A 17,115-nucleotide genomic window follows, 5' to 3' on the forward strand; every position below is an offset into this window, starting at 1 on the left:
TCCTAACGGCTTAAAGGAAAGTGCTTCCCATGTATTCCATCATCGCTACCGATCTCGACGGCACCTTGCTCAACAGCGACCATCAGGTCGACCCGTTCACCGTCGAAACGGTCCGCGAACTGGAAGCGCGCGGTGTGCGTTTTATCATCGCGACGGGGCGGCATTATCGCGATGTGGTCGGAATTCGGAAAGTGCTCGGCATTGACGCTTATCTGATCACGTCGAATGGCGCACGCATTCACGCGCCGGACAACGAACGTATTTACGCCCGCGACATTGCTCCGGCGGCGGTGCGCCGTCTGGCCCAACCTGATCTGGCGGGAAGCGAGCGCGTGATCGTGAATCTCTTCGCCGACGACGCCTGGCTGATCGACCGTCACGCACCCGAACTGCTGGCGTTCCATCAGGATTCGGGCTTTGACTACGACGTGATGGACCTGCGTGAGCACGACGGCGAGAACATTGCGAAGGTGCTGTATATCGGTGAGCCGGACGATCTCAAGGTGACCGCGGCGAATCTCGAACGCGAATTTGGCGATTCCATCTATGTCACTTATTCGATGCCGGATTGTCTCGAAGTGATGACGTCTGATGTCTCGAAGGGGCGGGCGTTGCAGTTTGTGCTGGACAGGCTTGATATCGACACCGCGCATTGTGTCGCTTTTGGCGACAACATGAACGACATCGATCTGCTCGAGACCGCGGGTCGGCCATTCATGATGAACAACGCGAATCCGGCGCTGATCAAACGCCTGCCGAATGTCCCGAGGACGGGCAACAACTTCGAGGCCGGCGTTGCACATCAATTGCGTGCCTTGTTCGGCATGACGGATGAGCTCGCGGCGCCGGCTCGCGTTGACGAATAAAGCGGCTTAGGCTGGAAGCGCGAGATTAGCCGAGGCAGTGCTCAATGCGGCGTTCGCCAGCGTCGTAGCCGTGCCCTTGACTCGTAGCAAAAAAGGGAACGCCTCGACCGGACGCTCCCTTTGCGCGAACGATTCTTGGCGAATCGCTACGCCAAGCGCAACTTATCCGCGCCGATTCCAGCCGTCATGACCGTAGCCGCCGTGATCCCAGCCAGTGCGGTTCCAATGTCCGCGGTCCGGTCCGCCCCAGCGGTCATCGCGATGACCCCAGGTGGGCGGCGGAGCGCGATAAAACGGCGCAGGCTGGACATAAACCGGTCCGGGTTGCACATAGCCGGGCACGCCCAGCGACAGCCCAATAGAGAGATCCGTGTGCGCCTGCGCGGCGCCGACAGCGTCCATTGCCAGACCGGCAGCAACCAGCAAATGAGTGACGATGCGTTTCATGGTGTTCTCCTTTTAGGGCGACGCGTGTCGCATGACTCCAATCTACGCAATGGCTGTCTTACGAGTATCGACGAGTTGTTAGCGAATGAAAGTGTCGCGAAAGTTTCAAGTCCGGGTTCGTCTGCAGAGTAAATGTCCGCAACGCCCTTTCAGCTATTCTTTGTCGGATGATTTCCCCGCCTCGCATAAGTAAATTGACGTTTAAAACACTCTCGGGCCGTAAGCCGCCATTACATTTGTCGCGGATTATTCATATTGATCTGCTGTATCGACGCAATAAAAACGAATTGCACAATAAAAAGCCGGGCGTTCAGTGCCCGGCTTTTTATCGGTTTTCACCGTTTTTAATTCACGCTGCAGCAAGCGCCCGGTTCTTCGCACCGGTCAGCAACGGATAAACTACGCCCGCGATGATGGCGCCAATGATCGGAGCTACCCAGAACAGCCACAACTGGTCCAACGCTGCACCGCCCACGAACAACGCCGGGCCCGTGGAACGCGCCGGGTTAACCGACGTATTAGTGACCGGAATCGAGATCAGGTGGATCAGTGTCAGGCACAGGCCAATGGCGATTGGCGCAAACCCGGCAGGTGCGCGGCTATCGGTGGCACCCAGGATGACGAACAGGAAGAAGAACGTCATCACGACTTCACACACGAGCGCTGCGATCATTGTGTAATGACCGGGCGAGTGGTCGCCGTAACCGTTGGTGGCAAAGCCGCTGGCAACCAGGTCGAAACCCGGCGCGCCGCTGGCGATCACCGACAACACGTACGCGCCGATCACGCCACCCACCACTTGGGCCGCAATGTACGGAACCAGATCGCGGACCGGGAAGCGTCCTGCAACCGTCAAACCGACGCTCACCGCCGGGTTCAAGTGGCAACCCGAAATGTGGCCGATGGCGTAGGCCATGGTGAGCACCGTCAGGCCGAACGCAAGCGCTACGCCCGCGAAGCCGATACCAAGTTGAGGGTAACCCGCGGCCAGCACTGCGCTGCCGCAGCCGCCCAGCACGAGCCAGAACGTACCAAACATTTCTGCGCCGAGGCGCTGTCCTAATCGCATGATTCGTAGTCCTAAAAATATATAAAAAACTGAAACAAACCCGACGCTTGTGATCACGAGTATTGGTACGGACGACCACGGCGGGTAAGCAGTGTAATCCGAGTCTCGGGACTAGTTGTCAACAATTGTTAAATCATCGGGAACTAAGGGATCTCTTATTAGGAATGCCCTATAGTTTCAAGATTCTTCTCATTTGCATTAGGATTTTTCGCAATTGGATGTTCAAACGTTGCATCTTTTAATCGATGCCGTTACGCTTCTCAATAATCGCAGGCTATTAGAAGGATTGGGAAATGTCGCAATACACCGAGCTCAAGGCGCAGATCGCCAAGCTTCAGGAACAGGCGGAGGAGGTACGCCGCGCAGAGCTGGAAGCAGTACTGGTGGATATCAGACGCAAGATCGTGGAATACGGGCTCACAGCCCAGGACCTGGGATTGTCGGTGGTCCGGCGAGGCCGGCCACCCAAGAAGGAGCCGCTGCCGCCGATCTATCAGGATCCCAAGTCCGGCAGCACATGGAGCGGCCGCGGCAAACCGCCGAAATGGATCGCGGGAAAGAATCGCGAGCGCTTCCTGATTAGTCAGGCGCACTCTTAAAGGAGTGCGGTGGGCGCATCGAATAGTGCAGACAAAAATAGAAGTAAATGCTGGCACGAATGAGCACAAAAAAATCCGCCCAAAAAGGCGGATTTTTTGTGCTTTGCGATAAACCGCTGGATAACGATGCAACCATCGTTTCCAGTCACGCGGGCGCCGCAATTCCAGGCTTTTCCGAGCGTCGCCCGGTCTCCGGGCGACTGACGGAGTTAGCCGGAATTTAGCCGATCGCCACTCGGCGCAATACCGGGCGCTTGGCTGCCTGCAACAACGCGGTATAGCTTTCGACATAGTTCAGCGCCATGGTCTTTGCACTGAAGCGGCGTTCGAACTGCGCACGAATTTCGGTACGTGAGAGTTCGCCCAGGCGCTGAAGTGCGCCGACCGCACCCTGCACGTCCTCGCAAATGAAGCCCGTCACGCCGTGGTCGATCACTTCCGGCACCGAACCGCGATTGAACGCGATCACCGGCGTACCGCACGCCATGGCCTCGATCATTACCAAGCCGAACGGCTCTGACCAGTCGATCGGGAACAGCAACGCCTTGGCACCCGACAGGAACTCCGGCTTTTGCTGCTCGTTGATCTCGCCGACGAATTCCACGCTAGCCTTCGACTCCGCCAGCAACGGCTCGATCGTGCTCTTGAAGTATTCCTGGTCGACCTTGTCCACCTTGGCGGCGATCTTCAGCGGCAGACCGCTTTGAGCGGCGATCTTGATGGCGAGATCGGCGCGCTTTTCCGGGCAGATACGACCCAGGAACGCGAGGTATTCCGGCTTCTTGTGCGTCTGCGGCGTCAGCAGCTTTTCCGGCAGTCCGTGATAGATCGTGTTGAGCCACCCTGCTTGTGGAAGCGGTACGCGTTGTGAATCAGAGATCGAGATGACCGATGCATCAGGAAACGCGCTGAACACCGGTTGCAGTTCGGGCAGATCCAGCCGGCCATGGAGGGTGGTCAAAAACGGCGTGTCCATTTGCGAGAACAGCGAGAACGGCATGTAGTCGAGGTGGAAGTGCAGCACGTCGAATTCATGCGCCCGGCGCCGTACGTTCTCCAGCAGCAGCGCGTGCGGAGCATTCCAGTCGCGGATGGACGGATCAAGGCGCAACGCGCGCGGCCAGGCGGCTTCCAGCTTCGCCTTGGTCTGCGAGTCGCCGCTTGCGAACAGCGTCACGTCATGGCCGAGATCAACCAGCGCGTCGGTCAGATACGACACGACGCGCTCAGTGCCGCCGTAGAACTTCGGGGGGACCGCTTCGTGCAGCGGTGCAATTTGTGCGATACGCATAACGTGACTCTCCTGTTCGTGTGGGCTTCGACGCGCAGTCTCCAAAACGAAACGAAAACCGGTGAAGCCTTGCGGACGGGCCAGCGCCAATGCTGCCGCCCCTGAAAATAAGACCCGGATGAATCGGGTTATCCCTTACGACCCATTATCAAGATGACTCTCCGTATCAACGAGTCATTTTTCAAACGCTTAACCTTGTTACAGGCCGACACACCGGCCGTTACGAAGCTCGACGTATTGCCGACGCCCTTATACGGCAAGCGATTGCGCGGCCATCATTAAATTGCGCGGTGCAAGATGCATTGCCCAGGACGCCAGATGCAGCAAGGCGTGTGCCACCGTGCAGTCACGCCGGTTGTACCTCGCCGGCGGGCGGTGCCATCCCTCACCCGTCAAACAAATGTGCGTCGCGTGAAGATTTACCAGGGTCCGCCGTTAATCAGACGACAAGGCGGCCGGCCCGGAAAACGCATTCGTCCATTTCAATCGGACTAATGCTTGCTTACAACCTGTTACCGGTTCGTAAGCTAAAAATCGGAATTTTTGCCCGATTTCTCGCTCGCAATGCACCCGCAGGCGAACAAGGCAACCGCACCGGCGCACCAGCCGACCACCTTACAGGTTTCGACGCGCCGCCAATAAAGACGATCCCTGAGGCTCGCCCACGCCGTCCCCATCCGCGATTTCCCTTCAAAGTTTTCCAGCTACTTGCCGTAAACCACTTAACGGCGGTTTCGCCGATGCAACCATGAGGGTTCAATTGTGCTGATTTTCATCGGAACACTAGTGACGCTGTTGTCCGTTTTCGGCGGTTATGCGCTGGAAGGCGGTCACCTTGGCGCATTGGTCCAGCCCGTTGAAATCCTGATGATCGCGGGCGCCGGCCTGGGCGCGTTCATCCTCGGCAACGGCATGAAGACGATCAAAGCCACGCTGCGTGTGATCCCGACACTCTTCAAGGGTTCGAAGTACAACAAGGACGTATACATGGAGTTGATGGCGCTGCTCTACGTGCTGCTCGCAAAAGCACGCAAGGAGGGCACGCTGACGCTGGAGTCCGATATCGACGACCCGGCTAAAAGCCCGATCTTCGGCCAGTACCCGAAGATCCTGGCGGATCGCCATATCGTCGAATTCCTTACTGACTATTTGCGCCTGATGGTCGGCGGCAACATGAACGCGTTCGAGATCGAGAGCCTCATGGACGAGGAGATCGAGACCCATCACGCGGAAGGCGACGGCCCGGCGCAGGCGCTGCACAAGGTAGGCGACGCGATGCCCGCGTTCGGTATTGTCGCGGCCGTGATGGGCGTGGTCCACACCATGGCGTCCGCCGACCAGCCTCCGGCCATCCTTGGCGAGATGATCGCGCAGGCGCTGGTCGGGACGTTCCTCGGCATCTTGCTTTCCTATGGATTGATCGGCCCGCTCGCGAGCGTCGCGGAACAGCGCGTGGCGGAGTCGACGAAGATGTTCCAGTGCATCAAGGTGACGATCCTGGCGAGCCTGAACGGCTACGCACCGGCTATCGCGGTGGAGTTCGGCCGCAAAGTGCTCTTCTCCACCGAGCGTCCGTCGTTCTCCGAACTGGAAGAACACGTGCGCCGCGTGAAGGCGAAGTAACCGCCTTTCGCGACCGAGCGCCCGGAGCCAGCCATGTCGAACAACAAAGATCGTCCAATTTTCATCAAGCGCGTCATATCGAACAAGAAGCCGCACTACGGCGGCGCCTGGAAGCTGGCTTACGCCGACTTCATGACGGCGATGATGGCGTTCTTCCTGTTGATGTGGCTGCTGAGCGCGGTGTCGCCGACGCAGCGCCAGGGGATTGCCGAGTATTTCAACATGCCGCTCAAGAACGCGATCATGGGCGGGCAGCGTACCGGCATGGACTCCAGCATCATCGACGGCGGCGGGCGCGATATTTCAAGCCCCGAGCCGGGCACGACTCGCATGAGCGACGGTACGCGGCGCGTGGACCGGCTCGACGAGCAGACGTTGAGGGCCGCGCAGGGCGAACTCGAGCGGCGCGACCAGGCCCGTTTGCACGACCTGCAGGTCAAGCTGATGTCCGCGATCGAAGCGAACCCGGTGTTGCGCCAGTTCAGGCAGCAGATCCGGATTGATTCGACGCAACAGGGTCTGCGAATCGAGATCGTCGATACCCAGAAGCGCCCGATGTTCGCGCTCTCCAGCAACAACGTGGAGCCCTACATGCGCGACATCCTGCGCGAGATCGGCAAGGCGCTGAACGACGTGCCGAACCGGATCGTGGTGCAGGGACACACCGACGCCACGCAATACGCGGGCGGCGAAAAGGGTTACAGCAACTGGGAGCTGTCGGCGGATCGCGCGAATGCGTCGCGGCGCGAGCTGATCTCGGGCGGCATGGACGAGTCGAAGGTGTTACGGGTGCTTGGACTGGCGTCGACGCAGAACCTGAACAAGCAGGATCCTTTCGATCCCGAGAACCGGCGCATCAGCATCCTTGTGTTGAACCACAAGTCGGAAGCGTCCATGACGCGCGAGGACATGCCGGCGACCACGATTACCAGTAGCGCGGGCGGCCCCGCCGGCCCGGTTGACGTCAAGCCCAACCTCGGCTCACTGGCGCCGGCATTGCCGGCCATGAAAGCGACACCATGACGGCAGCACCATGAGACACGCTCACGAGAGCACGACAAGAACATCGGACAGAGGGCGGCACACATCATGATCAAGAACATTCTGGCTATCGACGACTCGGCTGCCATGCGGCAAATCCTCTCGGCGACGTTTGTCGCGGCGGGGTATCGCGTGGTGTTGGCCATGGATGGCGCAGAGGCCTACGAAGCAGCGCTCGCCGAACAGTTCGATCTCGTGATCACCGACCAGAACATGCCGGCCATGAGCGGCCTGGAACTCATCGGGAAATTGCGCGGACATCGCGCGTATGCGAACACGCCGATCCTCGTGCTGACGACCGAGTCGGGCGAGCCGTTCAAAGCATCGGCGCGCGCAGTGGGCGCGACGGGCTGGATGGAAAAACCGTTTGATCCCGACATGCTGACCGAACTGGTCGCCACGCTGTCGGGAGCAGAACACCCGAACTGAAGCAACCGTTTTTTGCATGAAGCACGACGCACGAAGCATTAGTCCTTAAGCATCAGGTACGAAGAACACATTAGCTTTTACGACGCGCATAGCGACGACAGACAAGGCATCCGGTGGTGACCCAGGCATGACACTCGACATTACGCAGTTCTATCAAACATTCTTCGACGAAGCCGACGAATTGCTCGCGGATATGGAGCGGTTGCTGCTCGCGCTGGATCTGGCGAATCCCGATCCCGAGGATCTCGGCGCGATTTTTCGCGCGGCGCATTCCATCAAGGGCGGCGCGGCCACGTTCGGTTTTTCGGCGCTGACCGAGACGACGCACATCCTTGAGTCGTTGCTCGACCGGGCGCGCAATAACGAGCTGGTCCTGCGTCGCGACATGATCGATACGTTCCTCGAAACCAAGGACGTGCTGTCGGATCAGCTCAACGCATATCGCGCCAGTGCTGAGCCGGACGCAGCGGCCGCCAAGGCGATCTGCGCGAAGCTCGAATACCTGCGGGATAACGATCCGGCTGACGGTGTAATCGCCGCCGCTGAAGTTGCGCAGCCGGAGCCGTCGTTCGCCGAAGCCGCCGCAATTGCCCAGGATCTCGCGCAAGTCGCGCTGGCGCTCGGGCCGAACGAGCCGCCGCCGCATGTGGTCGAGCAAGCGAATGAGGCGGTCGAGGAAGACGGCGAGTGGGCAGAATTTCCGGCGACGCCGGACGCAAGCCATGATGCCGGGCAAGACGGTCCTCACCTGAAAATTACATTGCGGGGGGTAGGGGAGAAGGACCAGGCTCTGCTGACTGAGGAGCTTGGAAACCTGGGGAATGTTGTCGGAGAAAAGAAGTCGGGCAGCGATTTGACGTTGTGGCTCGACTCGGATGTGTCCGCCGACGATATCGTCGCCGTGTGCTGTTTCGTGATCGATGAAGCGCAGATCGCGGTCAGCCGCGGCAATGCAGCGGACGCGGCGCCTGCTAGTGGGTCGCAAGCTGCTGCAGAGCAGGAAGATCTGGAAAAGTTGAATGAGGTGGCAACTGAAGCACCCGCATCTGAGAAGACGGAACCGGTGGCGGTCGCCGCCGAGTCCCGCAACAAGACACCTGCAATCGCTGCGGTGACAGAAGCGCCCGAAGCGCCGAAAGCACCCGAGGGCGACAAGAAAACGCGCGCGGCAGCCGCGCCCGCCGCTGCGGAAGGCAGCTCCATCCGCGTGGGCGTGGAGAAGGTCGATCAACTGATCAACCTCGTCGGCGAACTGGTGATCACGCAGGCAATGCTGGCCGAAACCACGAGTACCTTCGACCCGGCATTGCACGACCGCCTGTTCAACGGCATGGCGCAGCTCGAACGCAATGCGCGCGATCTGCAGGAAGCGGTGATGTCCATCCGCATGATGCCGATGGACTACGTCTTCAGCCGCTTCCCGCGCCTCGTGCGCGATCTCGCCGCGAAGCTCGGCAAGGAAGTGGAACTCGTCACGTTCGGCCAGGCGACCGAGCTGGACAAGAGCCTGATCGAACGCATCATCGATCCGCTGACGCACCTGGTGCGCAACTCGCTCGACCATGGCATCGAAACCGTGGAAGCGCGGCGTACAGCGGGTAAAGCGGCGACGGGACAACTGGTGCTGTCGGCGGCGCATCACGGCGGCAACATTGTGATCGAAGTCAGCGATGACGGCGCCGGCCTGCGCCGCGACAAGATTTTGGCGAAGGCGCTCAAGCAAGGCATGCAGGTCAGCGAGCAAATGTCCGACGACGAAGTCTGGCAACTGATTTTCATGCCGGGCTTTTCCACCGCCGAGCAGGTCACGGACATCTCCGGCCGCGGCGTCGGCATGGACGTGGTGAAACGCAACATCCAGGCGATGGGCGGTCACGTGGAGATCCAGTCGCGTGAGGGCAAGGGCACCACCACGAAGATCGTATTGCCGCTGACGCTCGCGATTCTCGACGGCATGTCGGTGAAGGTGGGCAGCGAGATTTTCATCCTGCCGCTGAACTTCGTCATGGAGTCGCTGCAACCCGTTGCCGACGATATCTACACGGTCGCCGGCGGCGAGCGCGTGGTACGCGTGCGCGGCGAATATCTGCCGCTGGTCGCGCTGCATCAGGTCTTTGAAGTGACCGATGCGCGCACCGAACCCACGCAGGGAATCATCACGATCATCCAGTCGGAAGGGCGTCGCTTTGCCATGCTGATCGATGAACTGGTCGGCCAGCAACAGGTAGTGGTGAAGAACCTGGAAACGAATTACCGCAAGGTGCACGGCATTTCTGCCGCGACCATCCTGGGCGACGGCCGCGTCGCACTGATCGTCGACGTAGCGGCGCTGAACCGTGAAAACCGCTCGGCGCACGGCGCGTTAACTCACTAATGCGCTAGTGCACTAATCAGATAGTCGGAATACCTAACCAATTTTTGGAGGCTAATGTGGCAGCAGACATCCAATCGATTACTTCCGCGGCACAGCGCCGTGACGTTCAACGTGTCAGCCAGGCTGAAGCGGCAGGACAGGAGTTCCTCGTCTTCACGCTGGGCGCGGAAGAGTACGGCATCGACATCCTGAAGGTGCAGGAAATTCGCGGCTACGACAACGTCACGCGCATTGCGAACGCACCCGCGTTCATCAAGGGCGTGATCAATTTGCGCGGCATTATCGTGCCGATCGTCGACATGCGCATCAAGTTCAATCTCGGTCGCGTGGAGTATGACAACCAGACGGTCGTGATCATTCTCAACGTTGCGCATCGCGTGGTCGGCATGGTGGTCGACGGCGTGTCCGACGTGCTCACGCTGCAAGCCGACCAGGTCATGCCTGCGCCGGAATTCGGCGCCACGCTCACCACCGAATATCTGACGGGGCTCGGTACCGTCGATGGCCGGATGCTGATCCTGATGGATATCGAAAAGTTGATGACGAGCAAGGAGATGGAGTTGATCGACTCCGTCGCCGTGACCGCCTGAGTCTTTATATCGTTGGCTACCAACACGCTGGTCGGGAAGAAGACATGCTTAAGAACTGGTCGATTCGTACCACGCTGACGCTCGTGGGTCTGCTGTTCGTCGGGTTTGCAGCAGTGGTGAGCGCGTTGTCGCTGAACGGTTTGCGCTCAGCGGGCAATTCGCTTTCCTTGCTGGCGGACAGCGACATGGTGTCCATGCGCGCACTCAACGACGCCTCGTCGAACCTGCTGCGCTCACGCGTGGCGCTCGACCGCGTGCGTTCTCTGACTGAGGCGAACAACGCCGATGAAGCCAAGAAGGCGCTCGATCGCGGGCAGTTCCTGCTCGATAACTCGAACGAGAGCTGGAAGCTTTTCGTGTCCACGCCCAAGCCGATGCTGCCGCAAGCTACGCTCGACGACATCGTGGCGAAACACGACACGCTGATGCACGAAGGCGTTGAACCGGAGTTCGCGGCGATGCGCGCCGGCGACATGGCCGCGTATCACGCCATTGCCGACACGAAGATCAGCCCGATGTTCATCGCTTTCGACGCGGCCACGGCTGTCACGGTCGGTTTAACGCAGAAGCACGCCGAGCAGTTGCGCAGCGACGCGGCGGCGAGCATTACGTTGCTGATCGAGGTGATCGTCGGCGTGATGGTGCTGGCCGTGCTGACGCTGATCGGCACGCGCGTCGCGCTGGGCCGCATGATCGTGCAACCGATCAACGACGCTATCGATCACTTCGAGCGCATCGCTAAAGGCGATCTGACCCAGTCCGCGCATACGGACAAGACCCACGAGATCGGCCGGTTGTTTGCGGGCATTGAACGGATGCGAACGAACCTGACCACGATGGTTGGATCGGTGCATCACGGCGCGGAATCCATCGATGTCGGGGCGCGGGAAATTGCGAGCGGCAACACGGATCTCTCCCAGCGTACGGAAGAGCAGGCGGCGTCGCTGCAGGAAACGGCGTCGAGCATGGAGCAGCTCACCAGCACCGTGAAGCAGAACGCCGAGAATGCTCGCCAGGCGTCGCAACTGGCCGTCAATGCGTCGGATATCGCGTCGCGCGGCGGTCAGGTGGTAGAGCAGGTCGTGGACACCATGAGCGCGATTTCATCGAGTTCCAGCAAGGTGGTCGACATCATCGGCGTGATTGAAGGCATCGCGTTCCAGACCAATATTCTCGCGCTGAACGCGGCCGTGGAAGCGGCCCGGGCGGGAGAGGAAGGGCGCGGTTTTGCCGTCGTGGCAGGCGAAGTGCGCAGTCTCGCGCAACGCAGCGCGGCGGCGGCGAAAGAGATCAAGTCGCTGATCGGCGACTCCACCGCGAAGGTCGAAAGCGGCTCCGTGCTGGTTGCGCGCGCCGGCGAGACGATGGACGAAATCGTGCAGGCCGTGCGCCGCGTCACCGACATCATGGGCGAGATCAGCGCCGCGTCGGACGAGCAGTCGCAAGGCATTGAACAGGTGAGCCGCGCCGTCGGGCAGATGGACGAAGTCACGCAGCAGAACGCGGCGCTGGTTGAACAAGCGGCGGCCGCAGCGGCGTCGCTTGAAGAGCAGACACGCAAGCTGAAGGACGTGGTTAGCCATTGGCAGGTCAGCAGCGACGGGCCTTCCAGCGACCCGCGCGCGCGACTTGAACCGAAAGTCACGACCCGGGCGCACGCAAGCCCGGCGATTAAAGTTGCCGCGCGGCCTAACGTCGCGGGTAATCGCGCCGTTAATAAGCTTATCGCCTCACCGGCGCCGGCCGCTTTGGTCAATGGTTCAGGCAACGCTTCGGCACCGGCAGCCGCGGCAAAACCGGTCGCGAAAGCGCCCGCCACGAAGCCCGCAGTTGTCGCGTCCGGCGACTGGGAAACTTTTTAAGGCAGTGTCAGACGACCATGCAGGCCCATTGCATCGCGCTCCTCGACGGGCGTTTCACTGAAGCGCGCCGGGCCGTGTGGTTGTCGAAGAAATGCGGTGCAACGCCCGTACGGGATGCAGCCGATGCACGTTCCAGCAGAACAAAGGCTAGATGATGGCAACGCGCCCGAGCGTCGAACCCCTCCGCGACCGGACCCGAAACGGTTCGGAAGTGGAGCGCGACTTCGAATTCACCAGTGCCGATTTCGGCCGTATTCGCGAGCTGATTCACCGGCGCGCCGGGATTTCGCTGTCCGAACATAAACGCGACATGGCTTACAGCCGTCTCGCGCGACGTCTGCGCGCCTGCAATATCGATACATTCCGCCTGTATCTCGATCGTCTTGAAGCACAGCCGGATAGCGACGAGTGGGAAGCGTTCACCAACGCGCTGACCACGAACCTGACTGCGTTCTTCCGCGAATCGCATCATTTCCCGATCCTCGCCACGTTCGCGAAAAGCCGTCCGCAACCGTTCTCGGTGTGGTGCTCGGCGGCATCGACGGGAGAGGAGCCGTATTCCATCGCCATGACGTTGATGGAAACACTCGGCGACGCCGCCGCGCGCCATTGCACAGTGATTGGGACGGACATTGACAGCCAGGTCTTGCAGAAGGCCGACGCGGGCGTCTATTCGCTCGATTCGGTGAAAACACTCGGGGCCGAACGCCTGAAGCGTTTTTTCCTGAAGGGCACGGGCGCGCACGCCGGCATGGTGAAGATTCGCCCGGAAGTACGCGCGCTGGTGAAGTTCGAGCAACTGAATCTGACGGACGCGAAGTACGCGCTGCCGGGCCAGTTCGACGCGATCTTCTGCCGCAACGTGATGATCTACTTCGATAAACCCACGCAGGCGCAAGTGCTCGCACGCTTCGAGCCACTGATGAAGTCGGGCGGTTTATTGTTCGCCGGGCACTCGGAGAATTTCACCTACGTGACGCAGGCGTTCAAGCTGCGCGGCCAGACGGTGTACGGGTTGTCGCGTGACGCTGTGGCGGCGGCAACGGCCGCGGCAGCCGCGAAGAAAGCGGGCAAGACGCTTGCCGGGGAGCTGGCATGAGCGGCTTGCCGATCGCATCGAACCTTTACTTCGACAACCATTTCAAGCTCCCGGGCGTGAAGCTGTTGCCGAACGAGTTCTACATGACGAGCGAGGATATGGTGCTCGTCACGGTGCTCGGTTCATGCGTGGCGGCATGCATTCACGATCGCTCGGCCGGCATTGGCGGGATGAATCATTTCATGCTTCCCGACGACGGTTCCGACGCGTCGCAATCCAGCTCGGATTCCATGCGTTACGGCGCCTACGCCATGGAAGTGCTGATCAACGAGATGATCAAGCGCGGTGGCCGGCGCGAGCGCTTCGAAGCGAAAGTGTTCGGCGGCGGCGCAGTGCTGGCGGGCATGACGACGATCAATATCGGCGATCGTAATTCGGAATTCGTCCGCCGATATCTTGCGCTGGAAAAGATTCGCATCGTGGCCGAGGATCTGCAAGGCATGTATCCGCGCAAGGTCGCGTTCATGCCGCGCACCGGTCAGGCAATGGTCAAGAAACTCATCACGCAACAAGACCCGAGCGTGGTCGAACGCGAGCGGGCGCTCGCGCGGCAAACACCCGAAGCACGCAGCGAACGGCTTGCAAAAGCGCGTGCGCGTGTCGAGTTGTTCAGTCGACCCAAAACGACAACACCCGATAAACCCCGCATCGAATTATTCGGTGCCGCAGCCGGCCTGCAGCGAACCGTCCGCACGAAGACGGTGGAGGAAGCATGACAACGGCCCGGAGCACGGAACCAAAAATCAGTGTGCTGTGCGTTGACGATTCAGCGCTGGTGCGCAGCCTGATGACCGAGATCATCAACTCTCAGCCCGATATGCACGTGTGCGCAACCGCGCCTGATCCGCTGGTGGCGCGCGAGCTCATCAAGCAGCATAACCCCGACGTATTGACGCTCGACGTCGAAATGCCGCGCATGGACGGTCTCGATTTCCTCGAAAAGCTGATGCGGCTTCGGCCGATGCCGGTGGTGATGGTGTCGTCGCTGACGGAGCGTGGCTCGGAAATCACGCTGCGCGCGCTGGAACTCGGCGCGGTGGATTTCGTGACGAAACCGCGCGTGGGCATTCGCGACGGCATGCTCGAGTATTCCGAAAAGCTCGCCGATAAAATCCGCGCGGCCGCACGCGCACGAGTGCGGCAGACGCCTCACGTCGTGCACGCGGCGCCCGGTTCAAGCGGCGCGGTGGCTGCGGCGAAACCGACGCCGAACCTGAACAATCCGCTGGTGAGTACGGAGAAGCTGATCATCGTCGGGGCATCGACGGGCGGCACCGAAGCGATCCGCGAACTGTTGGTGCCGCTGCCGCCCGACGCGCCCGGCGTGATGATCGCGCAGCACATGCCGCCGGGCTTCACGAAGTCCTTTGCCCAGCGCCTGAACGGCCTCTGCCGGATTGCGGTGAAAGAAGCCGAGCATGGCGAACGCGTGCTGCCGGGCCATGCGTACATCGCACCCGGCGACTCGCATCTGGTGCTTGTGCGTAGCGGTGCTAACTATGTGGCGCATCTCTCCGACGCCCCACCGGTCAACCGCCACCGTCCTTCCGTTGACGTGCTGTTCCGGTCCGCCGCGCAGAACGCCGGCAAGAACGCGCTCGGCGTGATCCTGACCGGCATGGGCCGCGACGGCGCGCAGGGCATGCTGGAGATGCAGCAAGCCGGCGCGTACACCTTCGCGCAGGACGAAGCGAGCTGCGTGGTGTTCGGCATGCCGCGCGAGGCTATCGCAACGGGCGGGGTGAGCGAGATCGCGCCGTTGGCGGAAATGACCCGGCGCGTGATGGCGCGGCTCAATTCAATGGGTGAACGTGCGCAGCGCGTTTAGTCGTCGCCAACAGCCTCGCCGAAAGAATTCGGATAGAAACGCGGCGTGATGCGCCGCTTGAAGAAAACACAGGAATACAAGGAGCAGTGAAGATGGACAAGAACATGAAGATTTTGATCGTCGACGACTTTCCTACGATGCGTCGTATTGTGCGAAACCTGCTGAAAGAGCTGGGTTTCTCCAACGTCGATGAAGCGGAAGACGGCGCGGCCGGTCTCTCGCGCCTGCGCGGCGGCGGCTTCGATTTCGTCATCTCCGACTGGAACATGCCGAATCTCGATGGCCTGGAAATGCTCAAGCAGATCCGTGCCGACAACACGCTTGCCCATCTGCCTGTGTTGATGGTGACGGCGGAATCGAAGAAGGAAAACATCATCGCCGCGGCGCAGGCCGGCGCGAGCGGATACGTGGTCAAGCCGTTCACGGCTGCGACCCTCGACGAGAAGCTGCAGAAGATCCTCGAAAAGATGGCTAAGGCCGGGAGCTGACCGTGAACGAAATGACGAACCACGAGACGCTCATCGATATCGAGCAGGAAGGCGATGCATCGAGCGACCGCATCCTGGCGCGCATCGGCCAGTTGACGCGGACCCTGCGCGATTCCATGCGTGAACTCGGCCTCGACAAACAAGTGGAAGCCGCCGCCGAGATGGTGCCGGACGCGCGCGACCGCCTGAAGTACGTCGCGACGATGACGGAGCAGGCTGCCGAGCGCGCACTGAACGCCATCGAGTTGGCGAAGCCGCTGCAGGAGACCATGCAGCGCGACGCACAGGCGCTCGATACCCGCTGGGAGCAATGGTATGGCGCGCCGCTCGAGAACGCGGACGTGAAGACTTTGCTGGCGGACACCCGGGGCTTTTTGCAGCAAGTGCCGGTGCACACGGTCGCGACCAATACGCAGTTACTCGAAATCATGCTCGCGCAGGATTTCCAGGATCTGACCGGCCAGGTGATCAAGAAGATTACCGACGTGGTGTACGTGATCGAGCAGCAATTGCTCAGCGTGCTGCTGGAGAACATCGCGCCCGAGCGGCGTGAACAATTTGCGGCACAGGCGGCGGCGCTGGCCGCGTCGAGCCCCACGGGCTCGTCGGAAACCTTGCTGAACGGTCCGCAGATCAATCCGGAAGGCCGCACGGACATAGTCCAGGACCAGACTCAAGTCGACGATCTGCTCGCCAGTCTCGGCTTCTGACAATACGGACCACTCGACGCGCGCGGCCTTCGCGCTGCGCAGGTGCACGCACTTGCCCGCGTCGAGCCGTTGCCTGCGGCGTTACCCCCTGAAAGTCATTTATCGGCGCTCGACCGTACGCGTTTGTACGAAGCGTCGTTTTCCCGGTTCCGACTCATTCGACTGGCATACTGGTAGTGCTTTCTTTTGGCTTTTGTGGCGCGAACGTTGCAAAAGGCAAAATACCGAATATTGAGATAATCGAAACAGGGGAGGCGGAGTGAACACTTCGATCATTTCATTGGGCTCGCGACGCGTTACTGCGCTCGCCAGCCTGGCGGCAGGGCTGACATTGAGCTTGCTGGCTGTATCGCCGGCTTATGCCGTGCTTGGCGGCGCGCCGATGACACCGCCCGCCGGCGCCACCGTCAATAACGCCGTGGCGCGTGCGGCGGTCTCGGCGGTTGCTTCCGCAGCGGGTGCATCGGCCAGTTCTTACACCGTGCGTACCACGACGCTCGCCGTCGGGACGGTGGTGAACGAGTATGTCGGCGCGGATGGCGTGGTGTTTGGCATTGCGTGGCAAGGTCCAAGAATTCCCGATCTTCCGACCTTGCTCGGCAGCTATTTCCCTCAATACGTGCAAGGCATCCAGAACCAGCGTGCCAACGGTGGCGGCCGCGGGCCGGTCAGCGTGGCAGGCAGCGCGCTGGTGGTCCGCTCCGGCGGCCACATGGGCGCATTCGCCGGGCACGCCTACCTGCCGCAGTCCTTGCCAGCGGGCGTCAGCCCCAGCGACATCCAATAACGGACGGAGACT

17 protein-coding genes are annotated in these 17,115 nt (G+C 60.7%); 14 read left to right on the plus strand and 3 right to left on the minus strand.

The features are described from left to right. Positions 1-29: 29 nt before the first annotated feature. The gene (locus ACSQ36_RS00855; protein WP_436180608.1) at positions 30-866 is read left to right on the plus strand and encodes a Cof-type HAD-IIB family hydrolase; all 837 of its coding nucleotides are present in this window, start codon (positions 30-32) and stop codon (positions 864-866) included. 162 nt (positions 867-1,028) lie between these two features. Here ACSQ36_RS00855 and ACSQ36_RS00860 read toward each other — a convergent pair whose 3' ends face one another. Both ACSQ36_RS00860 and aqpZ read right to left on the minus strand, forming a co-directional pair. After that, a complete protein-coding gene (locus ACSQ36_RS00860) occupies positions 1,029-1,313 on the minus strand; it encodes a PXPV repeat protein (protein ID WP_436180609.1) in 285 nt (94 codons plus the stop codon). A gap of 349 nt (positions 1,314-1,662) precedes the next feature. Beyond that, positions 1,663-2,382 carry an aquaporin Z gene (gene aqpZ / locus ACSQ36_RS00865; protein ID WP_213764678.1) on the minus strand — a complete coding sequence of 240 codons (720 nt, stop codon included), beginning with the start codon at positions 2,380-2,382 and terminating at the stop codon, positions 1,663-1,665. Positions 2,383-2,675: 293 nt separating this feature from the next. On the opposite strand from aqpZ, the gene ACSQ36_RS00870 reads away from it, so the two are divergent. Then, positions 2,676-2,981, plus strand: a complete 306-nt coding sequence (locus ACSQ36_RS00870) for an H-NS histone family protein (protein WP_213764679.1) — start codon at positions 2,676-2,678, stop codon at positions 2,979-2,981. A 220-nt stretch (positions 2,982-3,201) separates the two neighbouring features. On the opposite strand, the gene ACSQ36_RS00875 is transcribed toward ACSQ36_RS00870, so the two are convergent. After that, positions 3,202-4,272, minus strand: a complete 1,071-nt coding sequence (locus tag ACSQ36_RS00875) for a glycosyltransferase family 4 protein (RefSeq protein WP_436180610.1) — start codon at positions 4,270-4,272, stop codon at positions 3,202-3,204. Positions 4,273-5,034: 762 nt separating this feature from the next. Here ACSQ36_RS00875 and motA point away from each other — a divergent pair. The 12 genes from motA to ACSQ36_RS00935 all read left to right on the plus strand — a co-directional run bounded on the left by motA (position 5,035) and on the right by ACSQ36_RS00935 (position 17,103). After that, a complete protein-coding gene (motA, locus tag ACSQ36_RS00880) occupies positions 5,035-5,895 on the plus strand; it encodes a flagellar motor stator protein MotA (RefSeq protein ID WP_213764681.1) in 861 nt (286 codons plus the stop codon). Positions 5,896-5,928: 33 nt separating this feature from the next. Then, positions 5,929-6,918: a flagellar motor protein MotB gene (gene motB / locus ACSQ36_RS00885; RefSeq protein WP_436180611.1), complete on the plus strand. Its 990-nt coding sequence runs from the start codon at positions 5,929-5,931 to the stop codon at positions 6,916-6,918. Between the two features lie 66 nt (positions 6,919-6,984). Beyond that, positions 6,985-7,365 (plus strand): response regulator, encoded by a 381-nt coding sequence (locus ACSQ36_RS00890; protein WP_213764683.1) that lies wholly within the window; start codon positions 6,985-6,987, stop codon positions 7,363-7,365. Positions 7,366-7,492: 127 nt separating this feature from the next. Then, the gene (gene cheA, locus ACSQ36_RS00895) at positions 7,493-9,739 is read left to right on the plus strand and encodes a chemotaxis protein CheA (RefSeq protein ID WP_436180612.1); all 2,247 of its coding nucleotides are present in this window, start codon (positions 7,493-7,495) and stop codon (positions 9,737-9,739) included. 56 nt (positions 9,740-9,795) lie between these two features. Continuing rightward, complete coding sequence (cheW, locus tag ACSQ36_RS00900; RefSeq protein WP_346730505.1) at positions 9,796-10,329, plus strand: chemotaxis protein CheW; 534 nt, start codon at positions 9,796-9,798, stop codon at positions 10,327-10,329. A 44-nt stretch (positions 10,330-10,373) separates the two neighbouring features. Continuing rightward, entirely contained in the window at positions 10,374-12,191 is a 1,818-nt protein-coding gene (locus ACSQ36_RS00905; protein WP_436180613.1) for a methyl-accepting chemotaxis protein, read from the plus strand. 151 nt (positions 12,192-12,342) lie between these two features. Further along, entirely contained in the window at positions 12,343-13,290 is a 948-nt protein-coding gene (locus ACSQ36_RS00910) for a CheR family methyltransferase (RefSeq protein WP_436180614.1), read from the plus strand. After that, positions 13,287-14,006: a chemoreceptor glutamine deamidase CheD gene (gene cheD / locus ACSQ36_RS00915; RefSeq protein ID WP_436180615.1), complete on the plus strand. Its 720-nt coding sequence runs from the start codon at positions 13,287-13,289 to the stop codon at positions 14,004-14,006. Before ACSQ36_RS00910 ends, cheD begins: the two co-directional genes overlap by 4 nt. Continuing rightward, on the plus strand, positions 14,003-15,118 hold the full coding sequence (locus ACSQ36_RS00920; protein WP_213764689.1) for a protein-glutamate methylesterase/protein-glutamine glutaminase: 1,116 nt from the start codon (positions 14,003-14,005) through the stop codon (positions 15,116-15,118). Before cheD ends, ACSQ36_RS00920 begins: the two co-directional genes overlap by 4 nt. A gap of 92 nt (positions 15,119-15,210) precedes the next feature. Continuing rightward, on the plus strand, positions 15,211-15,606 hold the full coding sequence (gene cheY, locus ACSQ36_RS00925; protein ID WP_436180616.1) for a chemotaxis response regulator CheY: 396 nt from the start codon (positions 15,211-15,213) through the stop codon (positions 15,604-15,606). Positions 15,607-15,617: 11 nt separating this feature from the next. Continuing rightward, complete coding sequence (cheZ, locus tag ACSQ36_RS00930) at positions 15,618-16,316, plus strand: protein phosphatase CheZ (RefSeq protein WP_436183058.1); 699 nt, start codon at positions 15,618-15,620, stop codon at positions 16,314-16,316. A gap of 259 nt (positions 16,317-16,575) precedes the next feature. Beyond that, positions 16,576-17,103 (plus strand): DUF2844 domain-containing protein, encoded by a 528-nt coding sequence (locus ACSQ36_RS00935; RefSeq protein WP_436180617.1) that lies wholly within the window; start codon positions 16,576-16,578, stop codon positions 17,101-17,103. The last annotated feature ends 12 nt before the right edge of the window (positions 17,104-17,115 follow it).

This window comes from Caballeronia sp. LjRoot34, from assembly GCF_964253815.1.
In the GTDB taxonomy this organism is placed as follows: domain Bacteria; phylum Pseudomonadota; class Gammaproteobacteria; order Burkholderiales; family Burkholderiaceae; genus Caballeronia.